Origin of the sequence: Thermoleophilum album, from assembly GCF_900108055.1 — a bacterium.
Classification (GTDB): domain Bacteria; phylum Actinomycetota; class Thermoleophilia; order Solirubrobacterales; family Thermoleophilaceae; genus Thermoleophilum; species Thermoleophilum album.
The window spans coordinates 336700-353178 of the sequence record NZ_FNWJ01000001.1 but is presented as its reverse complement, the minus strand read 5'-3'; the positions used below and the strand labels follow the sequence as shown (position 1 = coordinate 353178).

At 71.8% G+C, this 16479-nt stretch carries 18 protein-coding genes and 1 tRNA gene; 12 read left to right on the top strand and 7 right to left on the bottom strand.

Translation table 11 applies throughout. The annotated features are described in order from the left end of the window. Nucleotides 1-12 precede the first annotated feature (12 nt). Nucleotides 13-86 (top strand) — tRNA-Met (locus tag BLW41_RS01665). Between the two features lie 159 nt (nucleotides 87-245). On the opposite strand, the gene BLW41_RS01660 is transcribed toward BLW41_RS01665, so the two are convergent. Next, on the bottom strand, nucleotides 246-968 hold the full coding sequence (locus BLW41_RS01660) for a metallophosphoesterase family protein (RefSeq protein WP_093115637.1): 723 nt from the start codon (nucleotides 966-968) through the stop codon (nucleotides 246-248). Nucleotides 969-1147: 179 nt separating this feature from the next. On the opposite strand from BLW41_RS01660, the gene BLW41_RS01655 reads away from it, so the two are divergent. Continuing rightward, nucleotides 1148-1504: an ArsR/SmtB family transcription factor gene (locus tag BLW41_RS01655; protein ID WP_093115635.1), complete on the top strand. Its 357-nt coding sequence runs from the start codon at nucleotides 1148-1150 to the stop codon at nucleotides 1502-1504. Nucleotides 1505-1807: 303 nt separating this feature from the next. Next, nucleotides 1808-2743 carry a sodium:calcium antiporter gene (locus BLW41_RS01650; RefSeq protein ID WP_143038526.1) on the top strand — a complete coding sequence of 312 codons (936 nt, stop codon included), beginning with the start codon at nucleotides 1808-1810 and terminating at the stop codon, nucleotides 2741-2743. Between the two features lie 107 nt (nucleotides 2744-2850). Here BLW41_RS01650 and BLW41_RS01645 read toward each other — a convergent pair whose 3' ends face one another. Both BLW41_RS01645 and BLW41_RS01640 read right to left on the bottom strand, forming a co-directional pair. After that, on the bottom strand, nucleotides 2851-3105 hold the full coding sequence (locus tag BLW41_RS01645) for a hypothetical protein (RefSeq protein WP_093115631.1): 255 nt from the start codon (nucleotides 3103-3105) through the stop codon (nucleotides 2851-2853). 164 nt (nucleotides 3106-3269) lie between these two features. Continuing rightward, on the bottom strand, nucleotides 3270-4289 hold the full coding sequence (locus BLW41_RS01640) for a hypothetical protein (RefSeq protein ID WP_093115629.1): 1020 nt from the start codon (nucleotides 4287-4289) through the stop codon (nucleotides 3270-3272). 115 nt (nucleotides 4290-4404) lie between these two features. Here BLW41_RS01640 and BLW41_RS01635 point away from each other — a divergent pair, with 115 nt between their 5' ends. Beyond that, entirely contained in the window at nucleotides 4405-5160 is a 756-nt protein-coding gene (locus BLW41_RS01635; RefSeq protein ID WP_093115627.1) for an alcohol dehydrogenase catalytic domain-containing protein, read from the top strand. 66 nt (nucleotides 5161-5226) lie between these two features. Here BLW41_RS01635 and BLW41_RS01630 read toward each other — a convergent pair whose 3' ends face one another. Continuing rightward, nucleotides 5227-5802 (bottom strand): DUF421 domain-containing protein, encoded by a 576-nt coding sequence (locus BLW41_RS01630; protein WP_177169241.1) that lies wholly within the window; start codon nucleotides 5800-5802, stop codon nucleotides 5227-5229. Nucleotides 5803-6118: 316 nt separating this feature from the next. On the opposite strand from BLW41_RS01630, the gene BLW41_RS01625 reads away from it, so the two are divergent. The 4 genes from BLW41_RS01625 (at nucleotide 6119) to BLW41_RS01610 (ending at nucleotide 8684) form a co-directional block, all read left to right on the top strand. Next, a complete protein-coding gene (locus BLW41_RS01625) occupies nucleotides 6119-7096 on the top strand; it encodes a glycosyl hydrolase family 79 N-terminal domain-containing protein (RefSeq protein ID WP_177169240.1) in 978 nt (325 codons plus the stop codon). A gap of 66 nt (nucleotides 7097-7162) precedes the next feature. Continuing rightward, complete coding sequence (locus tag BLW41_RS01620) at nucleotides 7163-7522, top strand: ArsR/SmtB family transcription factor (protein ID WP_093115621.1); 360 nt, start codon at nucleotides 7163-7165, stop codon at nucleotides 7520-7522. A gap of 47 nt (nucleotides 7523-7569) precedes the next feature. Then, nucleotides 7570-8052, top strand: a complete 483-nt coding sequence (locus BLW41_RS11355) for an ArsR/SmtB family transcription factor (protein ID WP_093115619.1) — start codon at nucleotides 7570-7572, stop codon at nucleotides 8050-8052. A gap of 278 nt (nucleotides 8053-8330) precedes the next feature. Further along, the gene (locus BLW41_RS01610; RefSeq protein WP_093115617.1) at nucleotides 8331-8684 is read left to right on the top strand and encodes a hypothetical protein; all 354 of its coding nucleotides are present in this window, start codon (nucleotides 8331-8333) and stop codon (nucleotides 8682-8684) included. Here BLW41_RS01610 and BLW41_RS01605 read toward each other — a convergent pair. After that, nucleotides 8653-9252 (bottom strand): ANTAR domain-containing response regulator, encoded by a 600-nt coding sequence (locus BLW41_RS01605; RefSeq protein WP_093115615.1) that lies wholly within the window; start codon nucleotides 9250-9252, stop codon nucleotides 8653-8655. The genes BLW41_RS01610 and BLW41_RS01605 overlap by 32 nt on opposite strands. Then, the gene (locus tag BLW41_RS01600; protein ID WP_177169238.1) at nucleotides 9233-10351 is read right to left on the bottom strand and encodes a sensor histidine kinase; all 1119 of its coding nucleotides are present in this window, start codon (nucleotides 10349-10351) and stop codon (nucleotides 9233-9235) included. The genes BLW41_RS01605 and BLW41_RS01600 overlap by 20 nt, the downstream gene beginning before the upstream one ends. Before the next feature lie 123 nt (nucleotides 10352-10474). Here BLW41_RS01600 and BLW41_RS01590 point away from each other — a divergent pair, with 123 nt between their 5' ends. The 4 genes from BLW41_RS01590 (at nucleotide 10475) to BLW41_RS01570 (ending at nucleotide 13146) form a co-directional block, all read left to right on the top strand. After that, a complete protein-coding gene (locus tag BLW41_RS01590; protein WP_093115611.1) occupies nucleotides 10475-10705 on the top strand; it encodes a hypothetical protein in 231 nt (76 codons plus the stop codon). Nucleotides 10706-10916: 211 nt separating this feature from the next. Next, nucleotides 10917-11231: a hypothetical protein gene (locus BLW41_RS01585; RefSeq protein WP_218138186.1), complete on the top strand. Its 315-nt coding sequence runs from the start codon at nucleotides 10917-10919 to the stop codon at nucleotides 11229-11231. Nucleotides 11232-11233: 2 nt separating this feature from the next. After that, nucleotides 11234-12394 carry an SANT/Myb-like DNA-binding domain-containing protein gene (locus tag BLW41_RS01580; RefSeq protein WP_093115608.1) on the top strand — a complete coding sequence of 387 codons (1161 nt, stop codon included), beginning with the start codon at nucleotides 11234-11236 and terminating at the stop codon, nucleotides 12392-12394. Between the two features lie 503 nt (nucleotides 12395-12897). Further along, nucleotides 12898-13146 (top strand): hypothetical protein, encoded by a 249-nt coding sequence (locus tag BLW41_RS01570; RefSeq protein ID WP_093115604.1) that lies wholly within the window; start codon nucleotides 12898-12900, stop codon nucleotides 13144-13146. 2 nt (nucleotides 13147-13148) lie between these two features. On the opposite strand, the gene mobF is transcribed toward BLW41_RS01570, so the two are convergent. After that, on the bottom strand, nucleotides 13149-16355 hold the full coding sequence (mobF, locus tag BLW41_RS01565) for a MobF family relaxase (protein ID WP_093115602.1): 3207 nt from the start codon (nucleotides 16353-16355) through the stop codon (nucleotides 13149-13151). Nucleotides 16356-16479 lie beyond the last annotated feature (124 nt).

Below are 16479 nucleotides of genomic sequence, written 5' to 3'. Positions count from 1 at the left end.
TGCTCGCCGCGACGCGGGGTGGAGCAGCCAGGTAGCTCGCCGGGCTCATAACCCGGAGGTCGCGGGTTCGAATCCCGCCCCCGCTATCGATCCGAGGTCAGTGTTCGGTAGCCACGGTTGTCCCTCGGCTGCCCAGCCCCTACGCCGCGGGGCGACCTAACCCGCCGCGCAGCCACCGAAGACGCGCGTGAAGGTCGCGATCGCCTCTTGGGCGCTGCGTCTCGCTAGGTCGAGTCAGCCGCCCACTACGCCGCCGCCAACAGCTTTTCGGCGTACTCGACCGGCAGCCCCGCGGCGACGACGTCCCGCGCCACTGCCTTGGCGTCGTAGACGACCCGCTCGATGCGCGCGCGCACCTCACCCCGCTCGTCGGTCTCGATCAGCGCGAACGCCGCGCGCGGATCGCCGTCCTTGGGCTTGCCGACCGAGCCGCAGTTGACGAACAGGACGCCGCCGTGCTCGCGGATCCAGGGCTTGTGCGTGTGGCCGAAGACGAGCACGTCGCAATCAGCCAGGCGGGCGATCCGCTCGAGCGTCCGCGCCGGCTTGTCCTCGAACAGGTACTCGTTGACCTTGCGCGGCGAGCCGTGCACGAGCCGCACGCGCACGCCGCCGAGCTCGAAGCGCAGGTCGAAGGGAAGCGCGCGCATGAACTCCTTCGAGCGGCGATCGGTGTTGGCGAGCGTCCAGTTGACCGAGCGCTGACCGAGCTCCCGTTCGTGCTGGGTGACGTAGGCGCAACCGCAGTCCGCAAGGTCGCGGGCGATCGCGTAGTCGTAGTTGCCGTAGATGGTCGGGATGCCACGCTCCTCGACCAGCCGGCAGACCTCGTTGGGGTGCGGGCCGTAGCCCACTAGGTCGCCGCCGCAGTAGACGGCATCGACACCAAGTTTCGCGATCTGAGCGAGTGCGGCTTCGAGCGCCGGCAGGTTGGCGTGAATGTCGGTGATGACGGCGACCCGCTGCATCCCGCGCTCCTTAGTTATCCCCCCTCACGACCGGCCCAAGGCCAATGCGGACAACGGTTGCAAGCGCCGCGCCACCCGCTCTCCAGAGCGGCTCGGCGTCGATCAGCTGTGCGGTTTGGTCCATGCGGTGCGCAGTCTAAGCATTGACACACGTCACTTCAATCGATATTTGTAAATTTATGCCGATCGATCTGGAGATCGCTCCCAAGAAGAAGCGCTCCGCAGGTGAGCGCCGCCGTGAGCCGGTCGTCTGCCCGGCCGTCGAGCGCCGCGAGGCCGAGCGCATGGCCGCGGTCGCCAAGGCGCTCGGCGACCCGGTCCGCCTGCAGCTGGTCGACGTGCTGCGGAAGCACGCAGGCCAGGTCTGCGTCTGCGAGCTGGTGCCGCTCTTCGAGCTCTCCCAGCCGACGGTCTCGCATCACCTCAAGGTGCTGCGCGAGGCGGGCATCGTCGGCTGCGAGCGCCGCGGCCTGTGGGCCTACTACTACGTCAACCCCGACGCACTGGCGGAGTTATCACAATGGCTCAATGCCTAAGCGACGGCACGACCGAACCCGTGCTGCTCCCTGGTCTCCGCTGCACCGCCATCGCCCACTGCGTGATCAACCTGTCCGCCAAGAATCCACTACTACTCGCCACGAGATGATCAGCGCGCGCACCAACCAAGTCTCGGGTGGACCGAGGTGGTGCGCGACGAAGCGAGCGGACAACGGCTAGGGCATCTCTTTTTAGTTTGCTCAGGGCCTGCCCCACTAACGCTGGGTGGTCAGTGCTCCGGACCGCAACCAGTCCGCGGGTGCGCTTCATCGCACCGTCTCCGGCTAGTAATTCCAAGTGCTGTGTCGGCGCTTGGGGCGATCGGTTCGGTGTTGGTCGGTGTGGCGTTGGTCGTTTGGGGTGCCGAACGCCTGGTCGACGGCTTGCTCGCGACCGCCGCTCGGATCGGCATCTCGGCGTTCGCGCTAACGGCGTTGCTCTCTGGCTTCGAGGCCGAGAACCTCGCGGCCGGCATCGCCGCCAACCTGCAGCGGCTGCCCGGGGCGGCGGCCGGCACCTTTCTCGGCGGCACCACCTTTTTGGCGATCGGTGTGGCCGGTATCGGGGCACTGGCAGCGCCGATTCGCGTCCAGCTGCCGCTGCGCACCCTGCTCTACGTCGCGGCTACACTGCTGCTGCTGCTGCTGTTGCTGGGCAGCGACGGACGACTCTCGCGGATCGATGGCGTGTTGCTGCTGGCCTGGTTCGCGGTGGCGATCGTGGGCTTCGCCCGGGGCGGCGAGCGCAGAGACGACCCCGACGACCCCGTCGACGCCCCGCGGCGCGGTCGCGTGCCCGGGGTGGTGCTGCTGACAAGCGGTCTTGTCGTGTTGACGGTCGGTGGCGCACTGCTGGGACGCGGCATTCGCAGCGCTGCGCAAGCCTTCGGTGTCTCCGCGACGCTGCTCGGCAACACTGTGGTGGCGGCCAGTGTCGAGCTCGAAGAGGTCGCGCGCGTCACAGTGCCGAGCCGTCGGGGTCGCGGCGACCTCGCGGTCGCGAACCTGCTCGGCACCGTCATCCACTTTGCGGCCTTCAACGCCGGCTTAATCGCTCTAATCAAGCCGCTAACGCTCGACGCGAGCTCGCGCGCCCTGCACCTTCCGGTGTGCGTGGCGGCCACCTTGCTGCTGTGTCTCATGCTCAAGTTGCGGGGTGGTATCGGGCGGTGGGAGGGGGCGATGCTGCTCGCCGCCTACGTCTTGTACTTGGCGCTTGCCGTCGCCTTCGGCAGCTAGCTGGGTGCAGCCAGCCAGCTAGACGCAAACACAGCTGCGCAGCTCGGCGCTGCCTTCGCAGGCTGCGTGCAAGGCGCGTGGTCGCGACCAAGTGGCGCGCGGCGCCGCTACAGCCGGTACCCGCGACGCTCCAACGCCAAACCGATGCGATCGAGCAGCCGGCCGATGAGGATCCAGGCAAGCCAGGCGCCGCCGGCGTAAAGGAGGACGGGCGCCAACTCACGGACAACCACGAAGGCGATGCCGCCAAACAACATCGCCAACAACAACGTTACGTACAGCTCAACAAGCACGGATATCGCGAACACCAAATACAGCACGATCACGAGCGCGAACCCCAGGACGCGGACCAGAAGTTTCACTGCTCTGCGAAAAGCCACGCGTCGGCCCCGAGATCAGGATCCCCGATGGCAGGATCGCCGCAGGCGGGATCCCCGCCGCCTCCGTAAGTGTTCAAAGATCGAGGGCGCGCAGGAGCGGCGTTTCTGACACCGCCCGTGCCGCGAACAGCGGCACCCTGAGCGCCCTAGTTCGGTGCGTGCACGCCAGGGGCGTCGTAGGGGCGCCTGGCGCCGAACGCTTGCGACTCGAGCGTTGGCCAGGAACGGTTGGAGCGCGGCGCCAAGTACTGGCGGATCGCGCCGGGGAAGGGCTGTCGGCGCGCATGGCCGCCGAACGGGTCGGTCCACCAGTGCACCGGGCCGCCGGCGTTATCGACCAACGTCTGGTTGAAGTAAACCTCGCGATGGGTGCCGTCGAACGGCGACTCCGGGCTGTCGAACGGCAGCGGCGTGGTTCGCGCGCCGTAGCGGGTCGCCGCATCGCAAGCTCCGCCCCGCGCCCGCTGGTCGCCGGCCTCCGTAAGCCAGCAGGTCGCGATCGAGCGCTCGAGCTCGGGCGGCGCGTCGCTCGAGGCGTACCGCGACGGGTTGAAGACGGCGAAGTGCGGGTCGAAGTAAGCGAGCAGACGGCCCCCAAGGGTGCGCAGATAGTTCGCCGACAGCCAATCTTCGTAGAGCGCTCGCGAGAAGTCGGAGAACCTCCCCGCGGGCACCAGTAGGTAGCGGCGGACGCAGCTCGCGTCGGGAATCAGGCGGGCGCCCCCGGAAGCCGGCTGCGCGAAGGCGGGGCCGGCGGCGATCACCGTGCGCTTGTCGCAGGCGCGGACGAATTGGTTGGGAGCGCCGAACGCCGAGAGCAGCGTCGCGATCAGTGCTGTGCCGTCGCTGCAGCGAACGGCGTAGATCAGCTCGTGGAGGTTGTTGCCGAAGGCGTCGGCGGAGTGCGTGCCCTGGTGGATCTTCACGAGAAAGTCGCAGCGCACGCTGGTGCGTCGGCGACCGCCGCCGGGAAGCGACCGTTCGAGCGGCACGTCGTTCTGCCACTCGATCTTGTGGCTCACGTGGTCCTCGTGACGCCAGCCGTAGAGTCGCGAGCCGCGGGGGTCGCGACCGTGCTCGTGACCAAACGTGCACCATTCGCCGTTGGGGAGTCGCGCGCGCGGCGGATGCCAGGTCGGATAGAGCTTGCCGTCGGGGCCGCGCACCACGAACGAGTCGTGGAGACGCTTGGGGCAGGTGTCGTAGCGCCCGGGTGACCACAGACCGTAGGCGTGCGCGAAGCCGCTCGCGGTAGCTGTTGTATGTGCTTCGGTCCGGGCCGTGCTCAGCGCCGGTCCGCCTGCTACGCCGAAGCCCAGCCAGCCGCAGAACGCACTGGTGACGACTAGCGCCCCGAGTTGCGGCAGCGATCTCTGGCCGTACCGCGGCTTACCGGAAACTCCCGACGGTCAACCAATGGGCCACGAAGCGATCGGCGTGGTCGAGGAGATCGGTAGCGAGGTGAGGTCGCTGCGGCCCGGTGACTTCGTGATCATGCCGTTCGCGATCTCCGACGGCAGCTGCGAGATCTGCCGTGAGGGGCTCACCACGGCGTGCCGGCGCGGCGGCTTTTTCGGAACGCTGCCCGGCACCGGCGCGCAGGCCGAGGCGGTGCGCGTCCCCCTGGCTGACGGCACCCTCTACAAGCTGCCGTTCGGAGAGGAGCAGGACGAGCGGCTGCTGGCCTCGCTTTTGACGCTCTCCGATGTGATGGGAACTGGTCACCACGCGGCGATCACCGCGCGCGTCGAGCCGGGCAAAAGCGTGGCGGTGGTCGGCGATGGGGCGGTCGGCCGCGTCGGCGTTCCCCAGCACCGGGCGCTGCCGGGCGGCGACCTTTCCTTCTACCGCAACGTCGCGGTCGCCGGTGGACCGGCACCGACCCGCACCTACATCCCCGAGCTTCTGCCCGACGTGCTCGAAGGTCGCATCGATCCCGGGCGCGTCTTCGACCGCACGCTCCCGCTCGAAGAGACCCCGGCCGGCTACCGGGCGATGGCTGAGCGGGAGGCCATCAAGGTGTTGCTGAGGCCCTGAGGGCCCCGCGTAGGAGCTCGCGCAGCGTGGCGCGCTCCTCGTCGGACAAACGCTCTGGCATCGCTTTCACTCCTTCGCCCCCGGGCGTCGTCTCCGCGTGCGGCGGCCGCGGTCCGCACGCGGGTGCTGGCGCCGCCAATGCTCGGCGGCGCGCGGGCCCATCACCGAGATGTGACCGTTCGGCTCAAGCACCATCAGGCCGACATCCTCGAGCCGCTCGAAGCCGCTCTCGCGCGCGATCGAACGCAACTCGTCCTCGGTGATCGCCTCGCGCCGACACGCCTCGACGAGGATCTTCCCGTCCTCGACCAACACGCGTGGTGTTCCCTCGAGCAGGCGACGTGCGCGCGGGCTGCGGTAGAGGAGGCGGGCGAACGCGTAGTTCGTAGCGAACAGCGTCCCGGCCGCGACCAGGCCTCCCTGCAGCGAGGTGTCGCTACCGATGATCGAGTTCTGAAGCGCCTCGGAGACGATCAACAGCACCGCGAGGTCGAGCACGCTGGCCTGCGCTAGCTCGCGTTTGCCGCCGAGGCGCAGGGCGAGCACCAAAAACGCGAAGACCACTAACGGGCGGGTGACGTGAACCACCAGCCAACCGAAGGCGGTGTCGGTAGCTGCAACGGTTATTGGGTCACCCTGCACAGAGCCGCGCTTCGCGAACCCACTCCGTGATCCTGCCCGCCGCGCCTGCTCGCTCGGCCGGCCCACTGGGCTCGCCTACTGGGCCTCGTCGCTGCACCCAACGCTGGGGGGACCGCGGCTGCGAACTGACCGAGGGCACCGAGAAAGGGCGAGCCTGCCTTACAGATTCCCTTTTCATCTACCTCTTGAATTACACGTACAGGTTGTGTTACCGTGCGGCCGGTAGCGCGCCGGGCGTTCGAATAAAGGCGCGCAGGGCAGGGGGAATCAAAAGATGCGGTCGTCCAGAGCTCGAGTCGCTCGGGCGACGCACGGTGTGAGCAAGCGGGCAGTGGGGCTCGTGCTCGCCGCGTGCGTCGGCTTGGCAGCGGCGACCTTCGGTGGCGGCGCAGAGGCGTCGATCAGGCAAGCGCAAGCGGTCGCGCAGGTCGATGCCACGCGCTCGCGCCTGCTCGCGCAAGTCGACCCCGCGTTCCTCTCGTTCGCGATCGACATCGTGGCGGTCACTGGCGGCGAGGCCGCCGACCCGCAGACCAACAAGAACCGCGTGTTCCCGCCGTTCGACTTCACGCGGCCAGCGCTGCGTCGCCTGACCGCGGCGCTAGTCGGCGGCAAGCCCGCCTACCTGCGTATCAGCGGAACCGATATCGACAAGACCTACTACGACATGTCCGGCCAAGCGGCGATGCAGCCACCTCCCGACTACCGCCGCGTACTTACCCGCGCCCAGTGGGATGCCGCCAACCGCTTCGCGCAGGACTTGGGCCTCAAAGTGGTGGTCGGCATCAACGCCGGGCCGGGTCCGCGCGACTTGGCCTACAACTGGCTGCCCGACAACGCGCGTACGTTCCTAGAGTACACGCGCCGCCAGGGATACCCGCTCGCCGGTGTCGAGTTCGGTAACGAACCGAACGTTTTCTGGGGCACCAGCCCCTCGACGCGCACCTGGGGCTACGGGGCGCGCGAATACGCGCGCGACGTCATGAAGTTCGAGGCGCTGCGACGCGAGCTCGTTCCACAGGCACTGTTCATCGGTCCCGGTCCGTTCCTCACTCCCGGCGATCCGCAGGGTGAGCGGCCGATCACCCTGCGCGGTGCCGTGCGAGCGCGCGGCCTACGGAACCGAAGGTCAGAGGTTCGAATCCTCTCGGGCGCGCTCCAACAAGCCCCTGCAAATGCGGGGTTTTTCTTATGGGGGCGCCTGCGCTGTCGCGGAGCTTTCTCCCCGCTTTTTCTCCCGAAACGGGCCGGCAGACGGGTGCGTCCGGGAAGCTTCGGACGTGCCGTCGCCTGATCCGGGCGGGGTTTGGAAGCTCCCAATTTGCGGAAATCGCTTCAGCGGGAGGCCCCGACAGAGGCGATGCAGGTCCAACATCCGATCCCCGATCCGCTCGTCGATCGTGTGGCGCACCGGCTCGCGGTGCTCGGCCAGCCGCTGCGGATCCGGATCGTCGAGCAGCTCGATCTCGAACGCGAGATGTGCGTGCAAGCACTCGCCGACGCCCTCGGCGCCACGCAGCAGAACGTCTCGCGCCACCTCGCGCTGCTCTACGACGACCGCATCGTCGAGCGCCGCCACGAGGGCCGGCAGGTCTGGTACCGGCTCGCGGACCGGTCCGCGCTCTCGCTGCTCGACGACGTCGGTGCGCAGGTCGCCGCCGAGCTACGCGCGCTCGCCGACGGCGACGGGCCGCGGGTGCTCAACCAACGGCCGAGATAATCGCTTCGCGGTTGTAGCGCCTTGAGCGGTGCGCCGACACGACCAACGTGTCGACGTTCGAGGCGGACAGCCGAGCCCAGAAGGCGACGGCCGCGGATGCGAAGGCCAACGGCGATGGGGCGGCGCCGCCAGCCGGACGCCGGTCTGGTCGGAGCGGCCGGCACACGGGCCCGTCGCCACCGGACGTCGTCGAGGCCGCTGCCCGGCGCCTCCGCGTCATGGGTCATCCCGTGCGGCTCCGACTGATCGAGGTGCTCGCGAACGGCCCGCAGAGCGTGACGGAGCTTGCTGCCGCGCTTGGCATCGAGCACCAGCTGATCTCGAAGCACCTGAACGAGCTGCATCGCTGCGACGTCGTGACTCGTCGGCAGGACGGCAACTTCGCCGTCTATTCGCTGCCCGATGCGCTCACGCTCAAGGCAGTGGCGCTCGTTTGCCGGAGCGTCCTCGAGGATCGAGTTCGCCTTGCCAGGGCCGCCGTGAACGTCGGCGCCGATGGCGACGGCGGACCATCACAGCCCTCGCGGTGATCCCGGCACGCACCGCGACGGGATACCGTCGCTCTCAATGGGAACCTCGACATCACGGACGGTGTCGTCTGACCGGTGCTGAAGGCTCCTCGGCCGGTGGCAAGCTGGCCCTTACGGTCGCTGTCGGCCAAATGGGTCTGACCTTCATGCGTTGTGTCGCTCGTCACCGCCGAGGATCGCCGGCGTGACTTGATAAGGAGCGTGGCATCGCCCCCACTGAGGTGCGTCCGCCGGAGGTCCGCTTCGACGGATGTCATCGAGGAAGGGACGGGGGTTGCATGATCGTGATCGGCGCGGACACTCACAAGAGCACGCACACGCTGGCGGCCGTCTCCGCGGCAACGGGCCAGGCTGTTGCGACGCGGGCGGTGAATGCCAAGGTCGACGGGATGCTGGCCGCGGGGCGCTGGGCGCGCGGTCTCGACGGCGAGCGCGTCTGGGCGATCGAGGACCCCGGCATGTGTCCGGGCGCGGCGTGGACCAGGCGCAAGATGGGCCCGGGGACGCGCCGGCCGGCTGGCCGGGACGTGGCGCGGGCTCCCCGCGGCCTGCGGGCGTGGTGGCTGCGGGCGTGGACGCCCGCCCGAGCGCTCGTTAGCGTTAGCGGGCGTCCTCGCGCGTCGGCGGGGTGAGCAGCTCGCGCTGGTCGATGATCTGGCGGGCGACGTCGGCGAGGCGCAGGTTGCGCTGGCGGGCGGTGCGCTGGATGCGGCGGAACGCCTCGGGTTCGGAGAGTCCGAGCGCGTCGATCAGGACGCCCTTGGCGTGTTCGACGAGCTTGCGGTCGGCGAGCGCCTCGCGGGCCTGGGCGGCCTCGGCCTCGAGCGCCTCGAGCTCGTGCTGGCGCTGTGAGGCGAGGCGGATCGCGGCGTCGAGCTCGCGGTCGTCGATCGGCTTGGTGAGGTAGGCGCTGACGCCGGTGGCGATCGAGCGGTCGACGAGCGTGGGGTCATCGACGCCGGTGATGGCGACGATCGGGCGCCGCAGCCCCTCGCCGGCGAGCAGCGCGGCGGCGGCGAGACCGTCCAGACGGGGCATGTCGATGTCGAACAGGTAGAGGTCGGGGCGCTCGGCGCGCGCGAGCGCGACCGCCTGCTGGCCGTCGGGGGCGGGGCCGAGCGGCTGGTGCCCGAGGGCGCGCAGCCGGGCGGCGAGGCCCATGGCGATGACCGGGTTGTCCTCAGCGATCAGGACGCGCATGGTCGACCAGCGGGAAGCGCACGTGCGCGCGGTTGCCGCCGTCGGGATCGGGAGCGAGGGTGAAGCTGCCGTGGAGTCCGTGCTCGGTGACCTGGCGCACGAGCCGCAGCCCGAGGCCGTCTGGCTGGCTGGCGGTGGCGCCGCCGGCGTCGTGGACGTCGAGGCGGGCGTGGTCGCCGAGCGTGAGGCGCACGGAGATCGGCGGATGGCCGTGGCGGGCGGCGTTGGCGATCAGCTCGTTGGCGACGATCCCGAGCTGCTGGGCCTGGGCGGGCGCGAGCAGGACATCGTCGGCCTGTACCTGGCAGGGGGTGTCGGGGGCGGCGGCGCGCGCGACGCCGTGCAGCAGCTCGGCGGCGGTGACGGCGCGTCCGCGGCGGTCGGCGAGCAGGTGGTGGACGGCGGCGATCGCGCGGATGCGCTCGGCGGTGCGATCGAAGCCGTCGCCGTCGCCGTTGCCGGGGCGGCTGAGCAGCAGCAGGTCGGCGACGGTCTGCAGGCTGTTCTTGACGCGGTGGTGGGATTCGGCGAGCAGGGCGTGCTCGAGCTCGGCGCGGGCTGCGGCCTGGGCCCGGGCGGCGGCCTCGTGGCGGACCGCGCGGTCGAGGATCAGCGCCAGCACCGCGACGGCGCACAGCAGCACGCCGCGCAGCGCGACGGCGCCGAGCGCCAACGGGTCGGGCGCGAGCGCCATCGCGGCCAGGTAGGCCAGCGCGGCGCCGGCCAGAAACAGCGCGCGGCGGCGCCCGTCGTGGGCGAGCGCGAGGAACGGCACGACGAGGAACAGCAGCAGGTCAAGGCCGGTGTGCGCGCCGGCCGCGATCACTAGCAGCGTGACGTAGCCGAGCAGCCCGACCGACCACAGGTCCAGCAGCACGCGGCCGCGGCGGGCGGGCAGCCAGCGCCGCCACGGCACGGCGGCGATCGCGCTGTGGGCGGCGGCGGCGGCCGTGGTCAGCCCCAGCACCGCCTCCAGGCGCTCGACGTGCACCCCGAGCGCCAGCGCGGCCAGCACCGCGGTGACCGACAGCCAGCCGAGCACCAGCCCGGCGCGCATCGCGTCGTACAGAAAGCGCTCGGGGCACGCGACCGTCGCCATCCCCGAAAGCCTACGGGCCGCTACGATCACCCGGTTCGGCGCTCACGGCCCGGCGCCGCTCTGAGGCCCCGCTCCGCCTCGCTGTATGACTAACCGCCGTCGGCGGCGGAGCTGCGAGCCGCGATGTGGGCCGACCACGACATCTTCCTGACCGAGCTGCGGGTCCCGGGTGGATCCGAGCATTGGCGCTGGGTGCGCTGGGAGCTGTTCATCTTCCACGACGTCCGCGACGTGCTGGCCACCGGCGAGCGTGACCGCGTCGTGATCGTCCATCGCGGCCGCGCGCAGCCCGTGCGCTGGCTGCGGGCGCTCAAGGACGCCGGGCTCGACAGCAGGGATGTACGAGCACCGTGATCCCCCCGCACCGTGACCCAGGGCCGGGTAGCGGCCGGCGACGGCGGTGCCGAGGCGGCGAGTCGACGGTCGGCCGCTGTGGTCGTGGCCGGACCTGGCGGCGTCATCCCGGCAACGCGCTGCCGGCCGATCGCTTCACGCCTAGTAGCCGGGACGCAAGCGGGACCGCCGGCGTCGCCGGGGTTCACCGCGGCGTGCCGCCGGAGGCCGCGTGCTGCTGGTAGCGTGCACCGTGGCGTTCACGGTTGGCGCCGCCGAGGTCACGGCTGCCTCTGCTGGCGATTCGACGTGCCCGCAGGAGATCACCGTGTTTGCCACCGAGCTGGAGTTGGGCGACGCCGCGCTCGATCCCCGCGTCGTGCGCTGGGGGCTGTTCCGGTGCCGCGAGGTCTATGACGTCCTGCCGGGCGCCCGCCCCGGCGCGGTCGTCGTCATTCACACCGGCGCGGCACGCCCGCTGGCGTGGCACACCGAGCTGCGCGCCGCCGGCATGCGCCGTGAGCCGCGCCCACACGCGGGAGACTAGAGGTGCCGCCGCGCTGGTCGCCCGAGGAGGACCGGGTGCTGCGCCGGCTCTACGGGCAGGGCGCGCCGCTGCGCGCGATCGCCGAGCAGGTCGGGCGCTCCCAGGACGCCGTGTCCGAGCGCCGCCGCACGCTGGGCATCGCCCCGCGGCCACGTCAGCGGCCGTGGTCGCCGGCCGAGGATGAACTGCTGCGCGCGGGCACCGCGCTCGGGCTGCAAGCGACCGCGATCGCCGCTCGGCTGCGGCGCCCGGCCGAGCAGGTCCGCCGCCGCCGCGTGCTGGTCGGCTCCGGCCGCGCCCCGCGTGCCTTCAGCGCCGCCGAGGACGACGCGATCGCCGCCTGCTGGACAGCAGGCGGCGACGTCGAGGCGCTCGCGGTCGCGCTGGGGCGAAGCGCCGGATCGCTGCGGCTGCGCGCGCGCAAGCTCGGGCTGCACCGCCCGCCCGCGCGACCGCGGTGGCAGCCGTATGAGGACGCCGCGGTCCGCGACGGCTACGAGCGCGGGCTGACGTGCGCGCAGATCGCCGCCGAGCTTTCCGGGCGCATCGCCACGGCGGTCGCCGCGCGCGCCGCCAAGCTCGGGTTGGCGACCTACGCGCGGGCGTGGACGGCCCGCGAGGACCGCGACCTGCGGCAGCTCGCGCGCGACGGGATCGAGCTCGAACGCGCCGCGCACCTGCTGGCGCGCACCCCCGAGGCGCTGCGCGCCCGCGCCCGCAAGCTGGGCATCCCGGCCCCCCGGTCCGCGCGTACCGGACGCGGTCGGCCCTGGAGCGCTCGCGAGGACGAGCTTCTGCGGCTGCACGCCGCACTGAACCCGGCGGCGCTCGCCGAGCTGGTGGACCGCAGCCCCGAGGCGATCACCCAGCGCCTGCGGCGGCTGGGGCTGCGCGCGGGCGCCGAGCGCTCGCCGCATCACCCGGTCCCCGCCCGCCGCGGGCTCACGCCCGGCGAACGGACCGCGGTGGCGCGCGAACTCAGAGCCGGCGGACCGGGCCGCCAGCTCGCGCTCGCGCGCCGGCTGGGCCTGCGGCCCGCGGCCCTGCGCGGCGCGACCCGCCAGGCCGCAAGCACGGACGCGCCTGGCGTGCCGGCGAGCGTCGGCGCTCCTGGCGCCGCCCCCCGGTTGACTGCAGCGCCGCCGCGGGCGCGGGCGCGGTGAGGTGGTGGAGGTCGACTTTCCGGCCTGGCTACGCGTCACGCACTTCGTGAATGTGGTGTTCGTTTCGCTGTTGGCGCGAAGCGGTCTGAAGCTCCTCTCCGCGCATCCGAAGCTGGACTGGAACCGCCACTGCCGCGACGGCAGCGACTGGCTGCGCCTCACGCGCCGACGCATGCCGCGCGACCGGCTGTGGACCTCAGCCGCAGCGGCGCGCCGTGCCCGACCGGCAACTACGACCCCACCGCGGGCATCTGACCGAGCCGATGTGCGCCGAAGCGCTCGCATCCGGTCTCATTCGCGCATCTCCGCTGTACGTGCTGGAGGACTCGCCGGCGGCACCTGACGCCGTCGGCGGCGCCTGCCGGCGGGGCTCCCGGCGGGGCGATGTAGTCGAGTCCGAGCGCTTGGGGCGTCCCGGATGGTGCACCGCGGGTGGCGGCTCTCCGGCTCTTCTTGGAGCCGGGGTCTTATCGAGCCGCTCGGCCGCGGCGCGGGACGGGCGCATGCAAGCGCTCGCTCTCGTCTCCTCCGCCCTGATCGCCGGGATTCCCGTCGTCGCAGTGGCGCCTGTTCCTGCGATCGGCTTCGTCCTGCAGATGGCTGCGCTCGGTACCGCCATCGGCTCGGTCGTCGCTCTGCGCGCCAAGCGGCGTAATCCCGACACGGACACTTGGGCCATCACGACCGCCTGGGCGAGCCTTGGGCTCGTCATCGGCACCGTCGCCGTGGCGATCACGGCGCTGGCGGCCTGAGGTCATTCCACCGCGCGAGCGGCGTCGCGATGCCGCTCGGCAGTCTGTTCGATCTCTTGCTGCGCGCGAACGATCTCGTTCTTCGCGTCCCGCCAGGCCGCGCGCATGCCGATGTCGTTTCTCGGGGGCTCTGCGCCGAGAGCGCACTCGTTGTCGCGCACGCCGTACCGCCAGCGGTAGGTCTCGATCTGCCGGACAGCGCGGTACCACGCGCGGCGGTGCGCAAGGCGGTCCGGCCGCTCGCCGACCGCCGCGATGACGTACGCCGGCGGATCGGCGATCGCCTTCTGCACGGCGACGTCGGTGCGGCGGCGAAGCTCCGCGTCGAGGACGGCAACGTAGGCGCTGTCGCGCGCCGGCGCGGCGACCTGCGCCTGCTCGAGCCGACGCTCGAGGGTCCGCTCCTGCGCTGCGAGATCCCGAGCGCGTTCCAGCGCATGAGCTCGCGCCGCGGACAGGCGGGCGTCTTCGGCGTCCCGCTGGAGTTCGGACGCTGACGGCTCGGACGCGGCGCGTTCCTCTGCCGCCAGGCGCTGCTGCTTGACGCTGCGCAGCTGGCGCTCGAGGCGCTTCTGAACCGGCGACGACGACGCGATCGTCTGCGGCCGCAGCCGGTCGAGCTCGGAGCGCAGCTGCTCGTGCGACAGCGCCTGCACCTTCGCCTGCTGCTCCACGTCGGTGGCCATGTGCTGTGCGCGGCTGCGACCAAGCGCTGAGATCGCCGCCTCGAGCGCGTCCTTGCGCGCCTCCGGCGGGGCGTACTCGTCGCGTTCGGGCGGCTCGGGCGCGACGAGGTAAAGACGGTTCTCGGTGCGTCCGCGGCTGAGACCGACGTAGCCCCATTCGCGGTAGAGCCCCTCGGTACCGAGGACGAAGGCGCGGCCGGTGGTCATGCCCTGGCTCTTGTGGCCGGTGATCGCGTAGCCGTGGTCGAGCGTCGCGCCGCCGCGGGGGGTGCGCGCGTCGAGGTAGCCGGCGGGGAGGAGGATGCGCGTGCCGTCGGGCGTCGCGAGCTCGAGCGCATGCGCAGTGGTATCGACGTGGGTGACGACACCGCGCGTGCCGTTGAGCACCCCGAGGCGGCGGGCGTTGGCCAGCGCAACGACGTGGTCGCCGGTCGCGAAGCGCCGCCCAGCGACCTCGATCTCGGTGGAGCCGAGGCGCCCGTCGCGCGCCATCAGCGCGCGGGCGCGGGCGTTCAGCTCGGCGACGTCGACGCGGCGGGCGGCGACCATCACGGCCTCCTCGCCGCGGCTCGCGGCGGTCCACCAGTCGGCCACGAGGCGGTCGTGGGCCTCGCCGGCGGTGTCGGCGAGCACGACGCGGCCACGTTCCTCGTAGCGGGCTATCGCCTCGGCGGCGCGGCCCTCGCGCAGCAGGTCGAGGGCTTCGCGCTCCCACTGATGCTGCTGACGGCGGTTCTCGACGAGCTCGATAGGACGCAGACGGTGCGCGAGTCCGCGGAAGGCGCCGCCGGCATCGATCTCGGGCAGCTGGCGGTCGTCGCCGACAAGGACGACCTTGGCTCGGGCGGCGGCGGCATGGTCGAGCAGCTCGGCGAGCTGGCGGGTCCCGACCATGCCGGCCTCGTCGATCACGAGCACGCAGCGGCCACGACCCAGCAGGCTGCGCTCCCCACCGTCGCGCAGGTCCTGGAGGAGCGCGGCGACGCTGGTGGACTCGATCCCCGAGCCGTCCTGGAGCTCCCGCGCCGCGCGGCGCGCGAGCGCGGCACCGACGACCCGGTAGCCCTGGCGCTCCCACGCCTCGCGCGCCGCGTCGAGCGCGAAGGTCTTGCCGGTGCCCGCCTTGCCGACGACGACGGCCACGCCGGCGCCCTCGGTCGTCAGGCGGCGGATCATCTGCTCCTGCTCCGAAGACAGCGTGGGCCGACCGGTGAGCGCGGCGTCTACGGCGTCGGTGCTGACCACGCCGACGCGGTCGTCGTGGCGGGCGGCGGCGCGCTCGATGAGGGCACGCTCGAGGGCGAGCAGCTCGGGGGTGGAGTGCGGGCGCTCATCGGCCGTGGCGGGGACGACGCGTCCGTCGGCGCGGCGGATCACGTCCGTGCCGGTGAGGCCGCGCACGTCGGCGGCGAGCGGCACGGCGCGTTCGCTGGTGATGAAGTCGTCGGCGAGGCGCTCGACGTCGGCGACCGGCGCGCCGTCCGGCAGCTGCTCGCACCACGCCTGGATCACCTCGCGGCGCGCGAAGGTCGAGCGCTGGCGGGTGAGGCCATCGGGGCCGCCGAGGTGGTCGTGGATCGCGCGCTCGGCGGACGGCGCGAGGTGCCGCGGCTGCTGGCGCCCGGTGAGGTCGCGGACGCTGTCGGGCTCGAAGCCGAGTGCCCGCGCCTGGTCGCGCCAGCGCGCGGCGAGCGACGCGGGGGCGACGGCGTAGTCCTTGGCCTGCCGGGTGTCCAGCGCGGCGACCTGGGCGGCGCGCGAGCTGGTGTCGCCGCGGTCGCGCATCTGCTCTTCGATCTCTGCGCGCCGGCGGCTGAACGAGCGCAGCACGCGCGCGGGGATGCCGTCGACCTCGGCCGCGCCGCGGTGGATCGTGGTCCATTCGACGCCGAGGCGGCGGGTCAGCTCGGCGCGCAGGTGGGCCTGGTAGAGGTAGCCGCCGGTCTTGGCCTGGGCATAGAGGCGGCGCGCGTCGAGTGCGGTCCAGCGGCCGTCGGGTCCTCGGGTCATGTTGGCGACGAGCACGTGGGTGTGGAGCTGTGGGTCGCCGGCGCGGCTGGTGCGGTGGCGGAAGGCGGCGCCGACGAAGCCGTTGCCGAGGACGCTCTCGGTGCCGCCACGGCCGCGGCGCGCGACGGCGGCCTGGCGCTCCATGTAGCCGAGCGCGGCCTCGACCGCCGCCTCGTGCGCGTCGCGGACTTCACGGCTGAGCGCCGCGTCGCCGAGCCCGAACAGGACGCTGACGCTCTTGGGCGCCGAGAACGTCAGGTCGAACCCCGGCACGCGGATGCCGCCGCGCGGCGGGCGCGCGAGCTGGGCGCCGGTGAGCGGGTGGTTGCCGGTGAGCGCGGCGTGCAGGGCTGCGGCATCGACCTCACCGTCGGCGCCGAGCTCGTCGGCGGCGGAGCCGAGCCAGCGGCCGGGGGCTTCCCCGGCCCCGGTGTAGTAGTCCTCGATGCCCTGGCCGACCGCTTGGAGGTAGTAGTCGGCCTGGCCTTGTCCGAGCTTGCCGATAGAAAGCATCCGCGACCCCGCTTTGTGGCGGCGAGGATGTCGTCAGGCACGCGCCGGATCCACAACTGCTCGCGCGTACGGGCGAGCACAGCACTTGGTGCAAGTGTGTGAGCGGTTTTTCGGCGGTGGCGCT